The 16,429-nt window shown below is 60.3% G+C and carries 14 protein-coding genes; 5 read left to right on the top strand and 9 right to left on the bottom strand.

The annotated features are described in order from the left end of the window. Nucleotides 1-4 precede the first annotated feature (4 nt). From GTU76_RS27210 to GTU76_RS27190, 5 genes are all read left to right on the top strand, one after another. Nucleotides 5-682, top strand: coding sequence for a heavy metal response regulator transcription factor (locus GTU76_RS27210; RefSeq protein ID WP_007916978.1), 678 nt, complete (start codon nt 5-7; stop codon nt 680-682). After that, nucleotides 672-2,036 (top strand): heavy metal sensor histidine kinase, encoded by a 1,365-nt coding sequence (locus GTU76_RS27205; protein ID WP_016986471.1) that lies wholly within the window; start codon nt 672-674, stop codon nt 2,034-2,036. The genes GTU76_RS27210 and GTU76_RS27205 overlap by 11 nt, the downstream gene beginning before the upstream one ends. A 298-nt stretch (nt 2,037-2,334) precedes the next feature. Then, on the top strand, nt 2,335-2,556 hold the full coding sequence (locus GTU76_RS27200) for a hypothetical protein (protein ID WP_016986472.1): 222 nt from the start codon (nt 2,335-2,337) through the stop codon (nt 2,554-2,556). Nucleotides 2,557-2,750: 194 nt separating this feature from the next. Next, on the top strand, nt 2,751-4,067 hold the full coding sequence (locus GTU76_RS27195) for an OprD family outer membrane porin (protein WP_180700007.1): 1,317 nt from the start codon (nt 2,751-2,753) through the stop codon (nt 4,065-4,067). A gap of 210 nt (nt 4,068-4,277) precedes the next feature. Continuing rightward, entirely contained in the window at nt 4,278-5,786 is a 1,509-nt protein-coding gene (locus tag GTU76_RS27190; protein WP_180700006.1) for a sensor domain-containing diguanylate cyclase, read from the top strand. Between the two features lie 178 nt (nt 5,787-5,964). Here the strand turns inward: GTU76_RS27190 and lpxC are convergent, their stop codons facing one another. From lpxC to murD, 9 genes are all read right to left on the bottom strand, one after another. Further along, nucleotides 5,965-6,876: a UDP-3-O-acyl-N-acetylglucosamine deacetylase gene (gene lpxC / locus GTU76_RS27185; protein WP_007916984.1), complete on the bottom strand. Its 912-nt coding sequence runs from the start codon at nt 6,874-6,876 to the stop codon at nt 5,965-5,967. Between the two features lie 112 nt (nt 6,877-6,988). Further along, the gene (gene ftsZ / locus GTU76_RS27180; RefSeq protein ID WP_016986475.1) at nt 6,989-8,185 is read right to left on the bottom strand and encodes a cell division protein FtsZ; all 1,197 of its coding nucleotides are present in this window, start codon (nt 8,183-8,185) and stop codon (nt 6,989-6,991) included. Between the two features lie 68 nt (nt 8,186-8,253). After that, a complete protein-coding gene (gene ftsA, locus GTU76_RS27175; protein WP_007916987.1) occupies nt 8,254-9,513 on the bottom strand; it encodes a cell division protein FtsA in 1,260 nt (419 codons plus the stop codon). Nucleotides 9,514-9,528: 15 nt separating this feature from the next. Further along, nucleotides 9,529-10,395: a cell division protein FtsQ/DivIB gene (locus GTU76_RS27170; protein WP_180700005.1), complete on the bottom strand. Its 867-nt coding sequence runs from the start codon at nt 10,393-10,395 to the stop codon at nt 9,529-9,531. Between the two features lie 4 nt (nt 10,396-10,399). Next, a complete protein-coding gene (locus tag GTU76_RS27165; RefSeq protein WP_175553243.1) occupies nt 10,400-11,359 on the bottom strand; it encodes a D-alanine--D-alanine ligase in 960 nt (319 codons plus the stop codon). After that, a complete protein-coding gene (gene murC / locus GTU76_RS27160; RefSeq protein ID WP_016987574.1) occupies nt 11,356-12,816 on the bottom strand; it encodes a UDP-N-acetylmuramate--L-alanine ligase in 1,461 nt (486 codons plus the stop codon). Before murC ends, GTU76_RS27165 begins: the two co-directional genes overlap by 4 nt. Then, nucleotides 12,809-13,879, bottom strand: a complete 1,071-nt coding sequence (murG, locus tag GTU76_RS27155; RefSeq protein WP_007916994.1) for an undecaprenyldiphospho-muramoylpentapeptide beta-N-acetylglucosaminyltransferase — start codon at nt 13,877-13,879, stop codon at nt 12,809-12,811. Before murG ends, murC begins: the two co-directional genes overlap by 8 nt. Continuing rightward, nucleotides 13,869-15,086: a putative lipid II flippase FtsW gene (ftsW, locus tag GTU76_RS27150; protein WP_007916996.1), complete on the bottom strand. Its 1,218-nt coding sequence runs from the start codon at nt 15,084-15,086 to the stop codon at nt 13,869-13,871. The genes murG and ftsW overlap by 11 nt, the downstream gene beginning before the upstream one ends. After that, a complete protein-coding gene (murD, locus tag GTU76_RS27145; protein WP_180700004.1) occupies nt 15,083-16,429 on the bottom strand; it encodes a UDP-N-acetylmuramoyl-L-alanine--D-glutamate ligase in 1,347 nt (448 codons plus the stop codon). Before murD ends, ftsW begins: the two co-directional genes overlap by 4 nt.

Raw genomic sequence — 16,429 nt, 5'->3', positions numbered from 1 at the left:
GGTCATGCGCGTTCTGATTATCGAAGACGAGGAAAAAACCGCGGACTATCTGCACCGCGGTCTGACGGAACAGGGTTACACCGTGGATCTGGCCCGCGACGGCGTCGAGGGCCTGCATCTGGCGCTGGAAAGCGACTACGCGGTGATCGTCCTCGACGTCATGTTGCCGGGCCTCGATGGCTTCGGCGTGCTGCGCGCGTTGCGTGCGCGCAAGCAGACCCCGGTGATCATGCTCACTGCCCGCGAGCGTGTCGAAGATCGCATCAAAGGCCTGCGCGACGGTGCCGACGATTACCTCGGCAAACCGTTTTCCTTCCTCGAACTGGTCGCGCGCCTGCAAGCGCTTACCCGGCGCAGCGGCGGGCATGAACCGGTGCAAGTGAGCATCGCCGACCTGTGGATAGATCTGATCAGCCGCAAGGCCACCCGCGCCGGCACCCGACTGGATCTGACGGCCAAGGAATTTTCTCTGCTCAGTGTTCTCGCCCGCCGCCAAGGTGAAATCCTCTCGAAAACTGCCATTGCCGAGATGGTCTGGGACATCAATTTCGACAGCGATGCCAACGTTGTCGAAGTGGCGATCAAACGCCTGCGCGCCAAGCTCGACGGGCCGTTCGACGAGAAACTGCTGCACACCATTCGCGGCATGGGTTATGTGCTGGAGAGCCGTGGTGTCCAGTAACTCGATCGCGCTGCGCTTGAGCGGGATGTTCACGCTGGTGGCGTTAGTGGTGTTTCTGTTGATCGGCGGCGCGCTGTATCAGCAGGTCGACAAAGGCCTGGGATTGCTCCCGGAAGCCGAGCTGGATGCGCGCTACAGCGTGCTTGAATCAGCGCTCAATCGCTTCGGCACGCCGGAGCATTGGCTGAAGATCAACGCCAAGTTGAAGCTGCTCGGCGAAGAAGACAAACGCATTCGTTTCTGGGTGGTAAGTAATGATCCGGGTTATGAATTCGGCCAGCCGGATGCCGCGATCCGCGCTTTCGCCCAAAGGCCAGTGGGCATGCATGACTTGCAGTTGCCCGGCCAGCCGTATCCGCTGAAGGTGCTGCTGACCGAGTTGCCGGCCAAGGATCAGCGCCCGCCGCTGCGCTTCATGATCGGCATCGATACCGAGACCTTCCACGAGACTCAACACAACCTGTTGATCGCGCTGATCGGGCTGGCGATTGTCGGCGTGCTGATGGCTTCGGCGCTGGGTTATTGGGTCGCGCGGATTGGTCTCAAGCCGTTGATCAAACTGTCCCACGAGGCTCAGCGCTTGGCGCCCCCATTAAGGGCCGGGCGCTTGCGTTTGTCGCCGCTGCCACCGGAGCTTGCGCAGTTTGTCGACTCGTTCAACTCGACGCTGGAACGGGTCGAACAGGCCTACTCGCGACTGGAGTCGTTCAACGCCGACGTCGCCCATGAACTGCGTTCGCCGCTGACCAATCTGATCGGCCAGACGCAGGTGGCACTGACCCGTGGGCGCTCTGCCGAACACTATTTCGAAGTGCTGCAATCGAATCTTGAAGAGCTGGAACGGTTGCGCTCGATCATCAACGATATGCTGTTTCTTGCCAGTGCCGATCAGGGCAACAAGGCGACCAAACTCACCTCCACTTCGCTGGCTGATGAGGTGGCAACGACGCTGGAGTATCTGGATTTCATTCTCGAGGACGCGCAGGTTCAGGTGCAGGTCACCGGTGATGCGCTGGTGCAGATCGAGGTCGCGCATTTGCGTCGGGCGTTGATTAATTTGCTGAGCAATGCGGTGCAGCACACCGGGCCGGGACAGGTGATCGAGGTATGCATCGAGGTCGAGGAGCATCAGGTGAGTATCGGCGTGGCCAACCCCGGTTCGCCGATTGCCAGTGAGCATTTGCCACGCTTGTTCGAGCGCTTTTATCGGGTCGATGCGTCGCGCAGTAACAGTGGCAATAACCATGGGTTGGGGCTGGCGATCGTCAAGGCGATTGCGCTGATGCATGGTGGGGATGTGTTTGTGCGCAGTGATCGGGGGATGAATACTTTCGGGATTTATTTGCCGGTTTGAAAAGCCCCTCACCCTAACCCTCTCCCGGAGGGAGAGGGGACTGATTGGGGGATGCTGCAAATGTGCACCGACCTGATCTTGATTCACCGAATCAATAATCGACTCGATCTTTCAGGTCGATGTACAACGCCAGACACCTCGGTCAGCTCCCTCTACCTCCGGGAGAGGGTTGGGGTGAGGGGGTGATTTTTGCTCCTGCTGTAACAGTCATTTATGAAAATCACGCTGTTTCCCAACGCCCGGCAACCTTATCTTTGCCCGCACCAAACAGCACTCGCCAAGCGAGAAGGTTTTCAAGATGTCCAACAGTATGGGTATTGCCAGCGCTTTTGTTTTGTCCTCATTGATCCTGTCGCCGATGGCGATGGCTGAAGAATCCCACGCGTTCGTGGCGCAGAACACCGCGCGCGCTCAAGCGTATGACCAGCATCAGGCAGAAATGATGGCCAAGGCCAAAGACGCGACGCAGGCCCCTCAGGCTGCAACTTCCCAGGCTCAATCGCTGGAAAAAGACAGCTGAGTCACACACAGCCCCCTTTCCCTCGACGCGGTTGTTTGGCTCTTCCCGTTCAACTGTCGTCATTCCAGGCCGCTGCCTTTCAGCGGCCTTTTTTCGTTGTGGTCTGAAAGCCGTTTGGTTCGTCTGTAACAACAAGAAACATTGAGCGCCTCAAAATATAGAGGTGCCAGTTGACCCAAGGAGCTCCATTGCACGTGCGTTACCCAGTCCGTTTCACTCCGCTGTTCATTGCAATTGCCGCAACGATTGCCCCTGCCGCTCACGCTGAAGAACCCGCTAAAGAGGGCTTCGTCGAGGGTTCGAGCCTCAACATCAACGCCCGCAACTACTACATGAATCGCAACCGCTTGCAGAAAGCGGACGACAACATCGAGTGGGGCCAAGGCTTTCTTGGGATTTTCAAGTCGGGTTACAGCGAAGGCACGGTCGGTTTCGGCATTGATGCCCACGCCATGCTCGGGCTGAAGCTGGATGGCGGTGGCGGCACCGACGGTTCGAGCATCCTGCCGGTCCGAGAGAATGGCGGCAAAGCACCGGGAGCGTTCTCCACCGCCGGGGGCACGTTGAAAATGCGTGCGTTCGATACCGAATTGAAGGCCGGCGACCTGTTCCTCACCAACCCGGTCATTGCTGGCGGTGAAACACGCATGCTGCCGCAGACTTTCCGTGGTGTGAGCCTGACCAACCACAGCTTCGATGGCTGGTTGATCGAAGGCGGCCAGGCGAGTTTCACCAAGCCTTACAACCAGAGTGGTCACACGCGCATTGGCACTTCCTACGGGACATTGGCCGATGGCGATGAAAGTCAGCACCTGAACTGGGCCGGTGTGGCCTGGAGCGGTGTCGAAGGCTTGACCAGCAGCCTGTACGCCTCTGAGCTCAAAGACATCTGGAACCAGTACTACTACGATCTCGACTACACCTGGCAGTTGAGCGATCTGGTCAGCCTCAACCCGGGCCTGCACTTCTATCACACGCAAGACACCGGTGATGCGTTGCTGGGCAACATCGACAACAACACCTACAGCCTGCATTTCACCGTTGGCGTCGGTAATCACAGCGTCACCGCCGCGTATCAGCGGGTCAATGGCAACACGCCGTTCGACTACATCAGCCAGGGCGACAGCGTTTACCTCGACAACTCCCAGCAGTATTCCGACTTCAACGGCCCGAACGAGCGCTCGTGGAAGCTCAAATACGCCTACGACTTCGCCGGTGTCGGCGTACCAGGGCTGACCTCGGCAGTCTCCTATTCGCGCGGTACGGTGGACCTGACCAAGGTGGATCCGAACAGCAAAGGCTATTCCAACTGGTACAGCGCCGACGGCAGCAACGCCAGGCATTGGGAGCGCGATCTCGATTTGCAGTACGTTGTGCAAAGCGGTCAGGCCAAGGATCTGGCGGTGCACTTGCAATGGGCGACCAACCGCGGTGGCAATGGTTACGGCGCGATTGATTCAGACACAGATGAATACCGCGTCATCATCGACTACCCGATCAACGTCTTCTAAGATCGGCGCCCATGACACCGTCTTGAATTCAGTGATGCACCCTGTGGGAGCGAGCCTGCTCGCGAAGGCGGTCTATCAATCGACATCTATGTTGAATGACACGCCGCTTTCGCGAGCAGGCTCGCTCCCACATTGGGAATGGTTTCTGGCTTCGGCTGTGGTGTTTGGCCTACTACGCTTATAAGACTCCCCCCAACCGACAGCCCAATCATGATCGCGAGCCGTACCCCACCCGTTGCGGGCAAGACCGGACGCCCCGAACTGCTGCTGATCTGCGGCAGCTTGCTGACCGTGATCGCGATTCTGTGCATCGTCACGTTCCTGCTGATCCGCGAGCACGCCAACGCTCAGGAATCGGCCACCCGCAGCGCCACCACTATCGCGCAACTGATCGACGCTGATGTGCTGCGCACGGTCGAGCTGTACGACCTGACCTTGCAAGGCCTGATCGCTGCCGCCCAACGCGATGATCTGCAAACTGTCTCACCGCAGATTCGTCATCTGGCCCTGTTCGACCGATCCACCACGGCGCGCTTCAAGGGTGACATCCTGTTGCTCGACAAACACGGCGATGTGGTCGCCGACTCTTCGCGAATCGAGCCGAAACCGGGCAACTTTGCCGACCGCGATTACTTCCTTGCCCACGCGTTCAACCGCGATGTCGGTATGTTTATCAGCCGGCCGTTCAAGACCCGCTGCGACTGCGACGAAGCCAATCAATGGCGGATCAGTTTCAGCCGAAGGATTTCCTCGCAGACCGGTGAGTTTGCAGGCGTGGCCGTGGCGTCGATGAAGCTCGACTACTTCGACCAGTTGTTCAACAGCCTCGACATCGGTAAAGACAGCACGTTGAACATCATCGACAACGACGGCGTCCTGCTGGCGCAGAAGCCTTATCTGCAAAGTGATTCCATCGGCAAAAGCTTCGGCAACCGGCCCAACGTCATACGAATTCTGCGCGACAAGAGTGGCAATGGCAGTTTCAACAGCGTTTCGAGCATCGACCATCAACAACGCCTGTATACCTATTCGCGGGTCGGCAATCTGCCGTTGATCGTGATGGTCGCGCTGTCCAGCGACGAGGTGTTCGGCACCTGGCGCCGCACCGCGCTGTTGATCAGTGGGGCCACCGGCGTGCTGTGCGTGGGTTTGTTATGGCTGACCTGGTTGCTGGCCCGCGAGTTGCGCCGACGTCAGCGTGCCGAGCACGAACTGGCGCAATTGGCCGCCACCGACGCGCTGACGGGGGTGGCCAATCGTCGGATGCTTGATCAGGCATTGCGTCACGAGTGGTTCCGCGCTCAGCGCTCGGGTAAACCGATGTCGGTGATGATGATCGATGCCGATCACTTCAAGGCCTTCAATGACCGCCATGGGCATCAGGCCGGGGATCAGGCGTTGAAGACGCTGGCCAGGGTCATTACTGAAAGTGTGCGGCGACCGGCGGATCTGGTGGCGCGTTATGGGGGTGAGGAGTTTTCGGTGATTCTCGCCGAGACCGACGGTCACGGCGCACAGCAGCTTGCCGAGCATATTCGTCAGGCGGTGGAGCAGTTGCCATTGGTCGACGGAGCCGAGCGGCCGATGACCGCGAGTATTGGCATCGCGACGTGGACGGCGGCGAGTGAGATGACCCTGGAGCAGTTGCTGTTTGCGGCGGACAAGGCGTTGTATCAGGCCAAGGAAGGTGGGCGCAATCGGGTGGTGGTGGCTGCCTGATAGGTTTGCTGGGGCCTCACCGGCCCTATCGCGAGCAGGTTCACTCCTACATTTGAAATGCGTGCCCCTGTAGGAGTGAGCCTGCTCGCGATGAGGCCGGCCCAGGCAACACAAAAACTGCAGGCATAAAAAAAGGCCATCCGAGGATGGCCTTCAAAAAACTAGAGAGGTTTTTTACTTACACTGCCGCAACCGGGCGCATGTAAGAGATCGGTGCAGTACTGGCGTCTTCGAACGTCACCACTTCCCAAGCGTCTGTCTGCTCAATCAACTTGCGCAGCAGCTGGTTGTTCAGTGCATGACCGGACTTGAAGCCTTTGAACTCACCAATCAGGCTGTTACCCAGCAGGTACAGGTCGCCAATCGCATCGAGGATCTTGTGCTTCACGAATTCGTCTTCATAGCGAAGACCATCTTCGTTCAACACGCCATCAGCATCGACCACGATTGCGTTTTCAACGCTGCCGCCGAGTGCGAGGTTGTGCTTGCGCAGGTACTCGATATCACTCATGAAACCAAAGGTACGGGCGCGGCTGACTTCTTTTACGAACGAAGTGCTGGAAAAATCCACGCTTGCACTTTGGGTGCGGTCCCGGAATACCGGGTGATCGAAATCGATCTCGAAGCTCACCTTGAACCCTTCGAAAGGGACGAAAGTGGCGCGCTTGTCGCCGTCTTCCACTGTCACTTCACGCAGGATGCGGATGAATTTCTTGGCGGCGTCCTGTTCTTCCAGGCCTGCCGATTGAATCAGGAATACGAAGGGTCCAGCGCTGCCATCCATGATCGGGACTTCGGACGCGGAGAGCTCGACGTAGGCGTTATCGATGCCCAGGCCAGCCATGGCCGAGAGCAAGTGCTCTACCGTGTCCACTTTGACGTCGCCGTTGATCAGCGTTGTCGACATAGTGGTTTCACCGACGTTTTCCGCGCGGGCAGGAATCTGCACCACAGGGTCGAGGTCAGCGCGACAAAACACAATGCCAGTGTCGACAGGCGCAGGCTTGAGGGTCAGATAGACCTTCTCACCGGAGTGCAGGCCTACACCTGTGGCACGGATAATATTTTTCAGTGTGCGTTGTTTAATCATGGCTTGGGCCGCTTCAGCGCAAATTGCGAACTGGTATCAACAAAGGCTGGCGATGATAGCAGACCATGCCTTTGCTGAACACCAATCACCTTCATAGCCCTGATACATTCCATCAATCGGCCTGACGACGCAGGAAAGCCGGGATGTCCAGGTAGTCCAGATCATCTTGCGGATTCATCTTCGCGGCAGCCGCAGCACCGGCCTGAGCCTGGTTGCGCATGACGGTCGGACGGTCCAGATCACGGTAGTTCACCGCTGGCGCTTCCTGACGGGCCGGAGCCGGTTGTTGCACCTGGGCGGAAGCCATGGAGGTGTGAACGGTGTTGTCGATGACCTTGACAGGCTTCTCGATTTTCGCGCCCAGACCCGTGGCAACTACAGTTACGTGCAGCTCGTCGCGCATGTCCGGATCGATAACGGTACCGACCTTGACCATGGCGTGCTCGGAAGCGAAGGCTTCGATGATGCTACCCACGTCGGAGTACTCACCCAGAGACAGGTCAGGACCGGCGGTGATGTTCACCAGGATGCCGCGTGCGCCTTGCAGGTTCACGTCTTCCAGCAGCGGGTTGCGGATCGCCGCCTCAGTGGCTTCACGTGCACGGTTCGGACCGCTGGCGCAGCCAGTGCCCATCATCGCCATGCCCATTTCGCTCATCACGGTACGCACGTCGGCGAAGTCGACGTTGATCATGCCCGGACGCTTGATGATGTCGGAGATACCGCGAACGGCACCGGCCAGTACATCGTCGGCCTTGGCGAAAGCCGACAGCAGGCTGGCGTCTTTACCGAGGATGGTCAGCAGCTTCTCGTTGGGAATGGTGATCAACGAGTCGACGCTTTCCGAGAGCATGCGGATGCCTTCATCGGCGATCTGCATACGCTTGCGGCCTTCGAACGGGAACGGACGCGTTACGACCGCAACGGTCAGAATGCCCATTTCCTTGGCCACTTCGGCGATGATCGGCGCAGCACCGGTACCGGTACCGCCGCCCATGCCAGTGGTGATGAACACCATGTTGGTGCCCTGCAGGACTTCGGCAATGCGCTCACGGTCTTCGAGAGCGGCCTGACGACCTACTTCAGGGTTGGCGCCAGCGCCCAGACCTTTGGTCACGCCGGTGCCCAGTTGCAGAATGGTGCGCGCGCCGATGTTTTTCAGCGCTTGAGCATCAGTGTTGGCGCAGATGAATTCAACGCCTTCGATGTTGCTCTTGACCATGTGATTGACAGCGTTGCCGCCGCCACCGCCAACACCGATAACTTTGATTACCGGGCTTGCGGGGATGTTGTCTACGAGTTCGAACATTTTCCCTCTCCTTACATTCTCTAGTTTTTTCGCCTACTGCTTTTTTGTTGCGGTGTTGCGGTAAAGCTTTAGAAGTTGCCTTGAACCCACTTCTTCAATCGGTCCAGCAACGGCGCCTGTGGCTCTTCGTTGCTGTAGCTGTCGCGGCTGCCGATGCCGGAGAACGAAACCCCGTCGGACTGCTTTTGCAGGCCGTACATCAACAAGCCAACGCCAGTGGAATAAATCGGGTTGCGCACCACGTCATCCAGGCCTTTCACGCCATGCGGCACACCGAGGCGGACCGGCATGTGGAAGATTTCCTCGGCCAGTTCAGTGGCGCCTTCCATCTTCGACGTACCGCCGGTCAGCACGATGCCGGCCGGGATCAGGTCTTCGTAGCCGCTGCGACGCAGCTCGGCCTGGATCAGCGTGAACAGTTCGTCGTAACGCGGCTCGACCACTTCGGCCAGCGCCTGACGCGACAACTCGCGCGGTGGACGGTCGCCAACGCTTGGCACCTTGATGGTTTCACCGGCACCGGCCAGCTTGGCCAGAGCGCAGGCGTAGCGGATCTTGATTTCTTCGGCGTACTGGGTCGGAGTGCGCAACGCCATGGCGATGTCGTTGGTCACCTGGTCACCGGCAATCGGGATCACTGCGGTGTGACGGATCGCGCCTTCGGTGAAGATCGCGATGTCGGTGGTGCCGCCGCCGATATCGACCAGGCACACGCCCAACTCTTTCTCGTCATCGGTCAGTACCGAGTAGGCCGAAGCCAGTTGCTCAAGAATGATGTCGTCGATTTCCAGACCGCAGCGACGCACGCATTTTTCGATGTTCTGTGCGGCGTTGACGGCGCAGGTGACCACGTGAACCTTGGCTTCCAGACGTACGCCGGACATGCCCAGTGGTTCGCGAACGCCTTCCTGGTTATCGATCACGTAATCCTGCGGCAGGGTGTGCAGCACGCGTTGGTCTGCCGGAATCGCCACAGCCTGAGCAGCGTCGAGGACGCGCTCAAGGTCAGCCGAGCTGACTTCACGATCGCGGATCGCGACGATGCCGTGGGAGTTCAGGCTGCGGATGTGATTGCCCGCCACGCCGACGAACGCCGAGTGAATGCGGCAGCCCGCCATCAGTTGGGCTTCTTCGATCGCGCGCTGGATCGATTGCACGGTGGACTCGATGTTGACCACCACGCCCTTCTTCAGGCCACGGGACGGATGGGTACCGATCCCGACGATTTCCAGCGAGCCGTCGTCGGAGACCTCGCCGACCAGCGCCACCACCTTGGAGGTGCCGATATCGAGACCGACGATCATTTTGCCGCTTTGCACGTTTGCCATGGGTCCTGCCTCTTCTTAATTCTTTGCGACAGCGGGTTGGGCTGTCGTCGGCGCTACTGGTTCCCGCCAGCCAACAGCGAGGCCGTTGGCATAGCGCAGATCGATGCGCGCAATGTTCGTAATCTGGTCTTTAAGTGTCTTGTCATAGATGGCGATGAAGCGGCGCATCTTTTCCACCAGGTTGCCGCGTCCCAGCAGCAACTCGATGCCGGGGCCAGAACTGCCGGCACCGGTGGTCAGGAACCAGCTTCCGCGTTCACGCAGTTCCAGGCGTGCAATCGAAAAGCCCAACGGCCGCAGCATCTGGCTCAGCACCTGATACTGCTGCATCACTTGCTGCTGGGCCCGTTGTGGGCCGAACAGCTGTGGCAGGTGTTCGTAGTTCGCCAGCTCCTTTGGCGTAAACGCCTGGCCCTGGTTGTTCAGTAACGACTCGTCGCCCCAACGCGCCACTGGCAGTTGCTCTTCGAGGCGGATCACCACTTGGTCCGGCCACACCCGACGTACTTCGGCGTGGGCGATCCACGGCATCTGCTCAAGCTCGGTGCGCATACCGGCCAGGTCGATGGTGAAGAAGCTCGACGCCACATACGGAGCGATACGCTGCTGCACCGCTTGCTGGCTGATGTAGCTCAGGTCGCCCTGCACGGCGATCTTGGTGATCGGCCGGTCGGCGTAAGGCAGCAAACGTGTTGCACCTTCGTAAGTACCAAAGCCCAGAGCGACCAGCAGCACCGGCCAGAACAGACTTTTCAGAAAGCTGAAATTGGCTTTCGGCAGGCGCGCGGACATCGGCTCTTTCGCCACCATGCGGCTGGCACCCCGTGGCACCGGCTTGCGGCCGGGGGCGGGAGGCTGATGTCGGAGCTGAGCGCCTTGCATCGTCTTAACCTCGAGCGTCTTCAACACTGGCGGCCAGAATGGCCAGAACCAGTTGTTGGAAATCCAGACCGGCCGCACGCGCGGCCATCGGTACCAGACTGTGATCGGTCATGCCCGGAGCGGTGTTCACTTCCAGGAACCAGAACTGCCCGTCGGCGTCCTGCATCACGTCCGCCCTGCCCCAACCGGCAATCCCCAGCGCCTCACTGGCCTTGGCCGTGAGATCCATGAGTTCCTTTTCCTTGGCGGCATCCAGCCCGCACGGAATGCGGTACTGGGTATCGTTGGCGATGTACTTGGCGTCGTAGTCGTAGAACGTGTGCGGTGTACCCAGGGCGATAGGAGGCAACACCTGGTCACGCAGGGTGGCGATGGTGAACTCAGGACCTTGAATCCATTGCTCAACCAAGACTTGCGAATCGTAGGTACTGGCCGCTTTCCATGCGTCGATCAACTCGGACGCAGAACTCACTTTGGCCATCCCGATACTTGAACCTTCATGCGCCGGTTTGACGATCAAAGGGAAGCCCAGTTCCGTCGCTGCCGAAATACAATCAGCTTCGCTGCACAGCACGGCGTGACGCGGCGTCGGAATCCCGAGGCTGTGCCAGACCTGCTTGGTGCGCAGTTTGTCCATCGCCAGTGCCGAAGCCAGAATGCCGCTGCCGGTGTACGGAATACCCGCCACTTCGAGCAGGCCCTGCATGGAGCCGTCTTCACCGCCACGGCCGTGAAGAATGATGAAGGCGCGGTCGATCTTTTCGCTGAGCAGACGTTGCAGAATGTCGTCGCCAACGTCGATGCCGAATGCGTCCACGCCAGCACTTTGCAGCGCTTCAAGTACGGCGTTACCGGATTTCAGCGACACCTCACGCTCGGCACTCAGGCCGCCGAAGAGCACGGCGACACGGCCGAAGTCTTTCGGCGCGATCGTGGAAAACAGCTTGGCGTAGGCAGCAGTCATTTCAACTTCCCCTCGACCGACGCCGCCACGGCGCCAGCGAACAATTCACTTTTCAACAGCTTCGGCGCGAGACCGCCGATATCACCAGCGCCCTGACACAGCAGGATGTCGCCCGCGCGCAGCAGTGGCTTGACCAGCGGCGCCAGATCGACGCCACGCTCGATGTAGATCGGGTCGAGCTGACCACGCTGGCGGATGCTGTTGCACAGCTTGCGGCTGTCGGCGCCCGGGATCGGCTCTTCGCCGGCCGGATAGACTTCCATCAGCAGCAGCACATTGGCGTCGGCCAGGACATTGACGAAGTCGTCGTACAGGTCGCGGGTGCGGCTGTAGCGGTGCGGCTGGTAAACCATCACCAGACGGCGCTCCGGCCAGCCACCGCGCACGGCTTTGATCACTGCAGCGACTTCGGTCGGGTGGTGACCGTAGTCATCGACCAGCATCACGTTGCCGCCGTCGACCGGCAGTTCGCCGTAAACCTGAAAGCGTCGACCAACACCCTGGAAGCCCGACAGGCCCTGGACGATGGCTTCATCGCTGACGCCTTCGTCGGTGGCAATGCAAATGGTTGCCAGCGAGTTGAGGACGTTGTGGTTGCCGGGCATGTTCACCGACACGTCCAGCGGCTCGCGATCCGGACGCAGCACGGTAAAAAACGTCTGCATGCCTTGCTGGCGAATATTGATCGCGCGCACGTCAGCGTCTTCGCTGAAGCCGTAGGTCACGGTCGGACGTTTCACCAGCGGGAGGATTTCACGCACCACCGGATCGTCCAGGCACATCACTGCCAAACCGTAGAACGGCAGGTTGTGCAGGAACTCGACGAAGGTTTTCTTCAGCTTGTTGAAGTCACCGTCGTAGGTCGCCATGTGGTCGGCGTCGATGTTGGTGACCACGGCCACCAGCGGTTGCAGGTGCAGGAAGCTCGCATCGCTTTCATCGGCTTCGGCGATCAGGTAACGGCTGGTGCCGAGCTGGGCATTGGTGCCCGCTGCATTCAGACGACCACCGATAACGAACGTCGGGTCCAGACCACCAGCGGCGAACACCGAAGCGATCAGGCTGGTGGTGGTGGTTTTGCCGTGCGTACCGGCGACGGCGATGCCGTGGCGATAGCGCATCAGTTCGGCAAGCATCTCGGCACGCGGCACCACCGGAATACGACGCTCAAGCGCGTTCGCCACTTCCGGGTTCGAGGTATTCACAGCGCTCGACACCACCAGCACATCGGCGGCAGCGGCGTTCTCGGCACGGTGGCCGATGAAGATGTGCGCGCCGAACGATTCCAGACGCTCGGTCACCGGCGAAGCTTTCAGGTCGGAACCGGAGACTTCATAGCCCAGGTTCAACAGCACTTCGGCAATCCCGCACATGCCCACGCCGCCGATGCCGACGAAGTGGATGCGACGGATGCGGCGCATTTCCGGTTGCGGCATGGCTTTCTGATTCTCAACCATGGGCCACCTCCAGACAGGTATCGACCACGCTACGGGTGGCATCGGGTTTCGCCAGACGGCGGGCCGCTTGGGCCATATCTTCGAGTCGTTGCGGTTGCATCAAGACCTCTGTCAGGCGCGCGGCAAGGTCCGCGGCACCAGTCGTTCTTTGCGGCATCAGGAAGGCAGCGCCTTCGCGGGCCAAATAATCGGCGTTGCGAGTCTGGTGATCGTCGATCGCGTGGGGCAAAGGCACCAGCATCGAGGGCAGACCGGCGGCAGCCAGCTCACTGATGGTCAACGCGCCTGCGCGGCACACCACCAGGTCAGCCCAGCCATAGGCCTGGGCCATGTCTTTGATGAACGGCTGCACCTGCGCTTCCACGCCGGCGGCGCGGTAGCGCTCTGCAGTGACTTCATCGTGGTTTTTGCCGGCCTGATGAAACACTTCCGGGCGCAAATCGGCAGCGACTTGGGCCAGGGCTTCAGGCAGCAACTTGTTCAACGGTTCTGCGCCAAGGCTTCCGCCGAGGATCAGCAAACGCGCTTTGCGCCCTGCCAGAGCAGGTCGCGATGTGTCGAGGAACAGCTCGCTGCGCACCGGGTTTCCGGTGGTACGGCGGGTGTCCGACAGAGTAAAGGTGTCGGGGAACGCTTCACACACTCGGGCGGCGAACGGCACCAGCAACCGATTGGCGGTGCCGGCCACGGCGTTCTGCTCGTGAACGATCACCGGCACGCCGGCCAGTTTCGCGGCGAGGCCACCGGGGCCAGTCACATAACCACCGAAGCCGACCACACACACCGGCTTCAAGCGACGAATGATCGCCCGCGCCTGCCACACCGACTTCAGCAGCATGAACGGCGCCTTGAGCAGCGACAGCTTGCCCTTGCCGCGCAGGCCGGTAGCGTTGATGCGGTGCAGCTCAAGACCTGCCGCCGGCACCAGTTCGTTCTCGATTCCGCGTGGCGTGCCGAGCCAGTGCACGGTGTAGCCGCGCGCCTGAAACTCGCGGGCACAAGCCAGCGCCGGGAACACGTGGCCGCCGGTGCCGCCGGCCATGATCAATACGTTAGCGCCCATGATTCGGCTCCTCAGCGAAGTCGCTTTCATGGAATTCCATCTCTTCACTGCCCAGGTGGGTTCGACTCTCCCACTCGATCCTCAATAACAAACCGAGGCAGGCACAGCAGATCACCAACGAGCTACCGCCATAACTGAGGAACGGCAAGGTCAGACCTTTGGTTGGCAGCAGGCCGACGTTCACACCGATGTTGATCAGGAACTGACCAATCCACAGGAACGACAGACCGTACGCAACATAAGCGGCGAAGAACTGTTTGGCTTTCTCCGCCCACAAGCCGATGTACATGCCGCGAATACACACGAACACGAACAGCGCGACGGTGCACAGCGAACCAACGGCGCCCAATTCTTCAGCCAGAACCGAGAACACGAAGTCGGTGTGCGCTTCCGGCAGGTAAAACTGCTTCTGCACGCTGTTGCCCAGGCCTACGCCCAGCCACTCACCGCGACCAAAGGCGATCAAGGCTTGCGACAACTGGTAACCGGCACCGAACTGGTCAGCCCATGGGTCAGCAAAGTTGGTCAGACGCGCCATGCGGTAAGGCTGCATTTGAATCAGCAAGACCACGGCCCCGACCGCCAACACCACCATCAGCGAGAAGCGGAACAGCCCGACCCCGCCGAGGAATAGCATGGCCGCCGCAGCGCCCATCATCACCACGGTGGCACCGAAGTCCGGCTCCATCAGCAACAGGCCGGCCATCGGCAGCAGCACGATGAACGGCTTGAAGAAGCCCATCCAGCTCTCGCGCACTTCCTTCTGACGCCGCACCAGATAACCGGCGAGGTAGATCACCACGAACACCTTGGCGATTTCCGACGGCTGCACGTTGAAGAAGCTGAACCCGATCCAGCGCATCGAACCGTTCACTTCGCGACCGATGCCGGGAATGATCACCATCACCAGCAAGCCGAACGCACCGATCAGCATCAGCCAGCCGAGACGTTGCCAGGTGGCGATCGGAATCATCATGGTGACGATGCACGCGCCCAGGCCCAGCACCACATAAATAAGGTGGCGAATCATGTAGTACAGCGGACTGCCCGACTGCGCGGCTGCCACCTCAGTGGACGCCGAGGCGATCATGATCAAACCGAGACCGAGCAAAGCCAGGCAACCGGCGAGCATCGGGAAGTCGAGGTCAATGCCGCGCCCGGTGATGATCGGCGACGGATACGGTTTGATGATATTGCGCAGGCTCATGCCAATTCCTCCACAGCGCGGACGAACTGGTGACCACGGTCTTCGTAATTCTTGAACATGTCGAAACTGGCGCAGGCCGGCGACAGCAGCACCACATCACCCGGTTGGGCAGCGGCGCGGCATTGCGCAACAGCGTCGACCAGTGAGGTCGCGCGAATCAGCGGAACCGCATCGCCAATGGCTGCGCCGATCTTGTCGGAGTCGCGGCCCATCAGGATCACGGCGCGGCAGTTGACCGCCACCGGATCACGCAGATCGTTGAATTCGGCACCCTTGCCATCGCCACCGGCGATCAGGATGACCTTGCCGTCGATATCCGCGCCCAAGCCTTCGATGGCGGCCAGAGCGGCGCCGACGTTGGTGGCTTTGGAATCGTTGTAGTACGCCACGCCGTCGAGATCGCGTACCCACTGGCAGCGATGTTCGAGGCCGGCAAATGTACGCAGCGCCGAGAGCATGGCGTCGAACGGCAGGCCCACGGCATGACCGAGCGCCAGCGCCGCGAGGGCGTTGGACTGGTTGTGCGCGCCGCGAATCTTCAGCTCACGTACCGGCAGCAGGTTCTGGAATTCGAAAGCGAGGTATTTCTCGCCGTCTTCTTCACGAATACCGAAGGCCTTGAAATCCGGTTTGGTCAGGCCGAAGGTCCAGCACGGCTGGCCCTCGCCCATCAGCGGACGGCTCAGCGCATCCTGACGGTTGACCACGAACTGCTTCGCACCCCGGAAGATCCGGTGCTTGGCCAGGTGGTACGCCGGCAGACCGCTGTAGCGATCCATATGGTCTTCGCTGATGTTCAGCACGGTGGCCACTTCGGCGTTGAGCTGGTCGGTGGTTTCCAGCTGGAAGCTCGACAGTTCCATCACGTACAGCTCGACGTCGTCGCTGAGCAGGTCCAGCGCCGGGGTACCGAGGTTGCCGCCGACGGCGACGCGCTTGCCGGCCGCAGCCGCCATCTCGCCGACCAGGGTGGTGACGGTGCTTTTCGCGTTGGAACCGCTGATGGCCACGATCGGCGCCTGCGCGTTACGCGCGAACAGCTCGATGTCACCGGACAGTTTCACGCCACGGGCCGCAGCGGCTTGCAGGGCCGGGGTCGCCAGCGCCAGGCCGGGGCTCACGTAGAGCTCGTCGGCACGGCAGAGGAATTCGACGTCCAGCTCGCCACAACGCACTTCCACGTGCGGATAGTCACGCTTGAGCGTGGCCAGTTCCGGTGGATTTTCCCGCGTGTCCGCCACGGCAAACGACGTGCCCCGGTTCGCCAGGAAGCGAACCAGGGACATGCCGCTCTTGCCGAGGCCGACAACGATGCGGAAGTGGTCAGAAGCGATCAGAGACAC

It is taken from the genome of Pseudomonas crudilactis, from assembly GCF_013433315.1.
Taxonomy (GTDB): domain Bacteria; phylum Pseudomonadota; class Gammaproteobacteria; order Pseudomonadales; family Pseudomonadaceae; genus Aquipseudomonas; species Aquipseudomonas crudilactis.
This window is presented reverse-complemented; position numbering and strand designations above follow the sequence as displayed.

What these genes read in the sequence shown, in the direction of transcription:
- ftsA (WP_007916987.1), bottom strand. Translation starts at nt 9,513, where the DNA reads ATGGCAAACGTGCAAAGCGGCAAAATGATCGTCGGTCTCGATATCGGC.
- ftsW (WP_007916996.1), bottom strand. Translation starts at nt 15,086, where the DNA reads ATGAGCCTGCGCAATATCATCAAACCGTATCCGTCGCCGATCATCACC.
- ftsZ (WP_016986475.1), bottom strand. Translation starts at nt 8,185, where the DNA reads ATGTTCGAACTCGTAGACAACATCCCCGCAAGCCCGGTAATCAAAGTT.
- GTU76_RS27210 (WP_007916978.1), top strand. Translation starts at nt 5, where the DNA reads ATGCGCGTTCTGATTATCGAAGACGAGGAAAAAACCGCGGACTATCTG.
- murG (WP_007916994.1), bottom strand. Translation starts at nt 13,879, where the DNA reads ATGGGCGCTAACGTATTGATCATGGCCGGCGGCACCGGCGGCCACGTG.
- GTU76_RS27200 (WP_016986472.1), top strand. Translation starts at nt 2,335, where the DNA reads ATGTCCAACAGTATGGGTATTGCCAGCGCTTTTGTTTTGTCCTCATTG.
- lpxC (WP_007916984.1), bottom strand. Translation starts at nt 6,876, where the DNA reads ATGATTAAACAACGCACACTGAAAAATATTATCCGTGCCACAGGTGTA.
- murC (WP_016987574.1), bottom strand. Translation starts at nt 12,816, where the DNA reads ATGGTTGAGAATCAGAAAGCCATGCCGCAACCGGAAATGCGCCGCATC.
- GTU76_RS27170 (WP_180700005.1), bottom strand. Translation starts at nt 10,395, where the DNA reads ATGCAAGGCGCTCAGCTCCGACATCAGCCTCCCGCCCCCGGCCGCAAG.
- GTU76_RS27165 (WP_175553243.1), bottom strand. Translation starts at nt 11,359, where the DNA reads ATGACTGCTGCCTACGCCAAGCTGTTTTCCACGATCGCGCCGAAAGAC.
- GTU76_RS27190 (WP_180700006.1), top strand. Translation starts at nt 4,278, where the DNA reads ATGATCGCGAGCCGTACCCCACCCGTTGCGGGCAAGACCGGACGCCCC.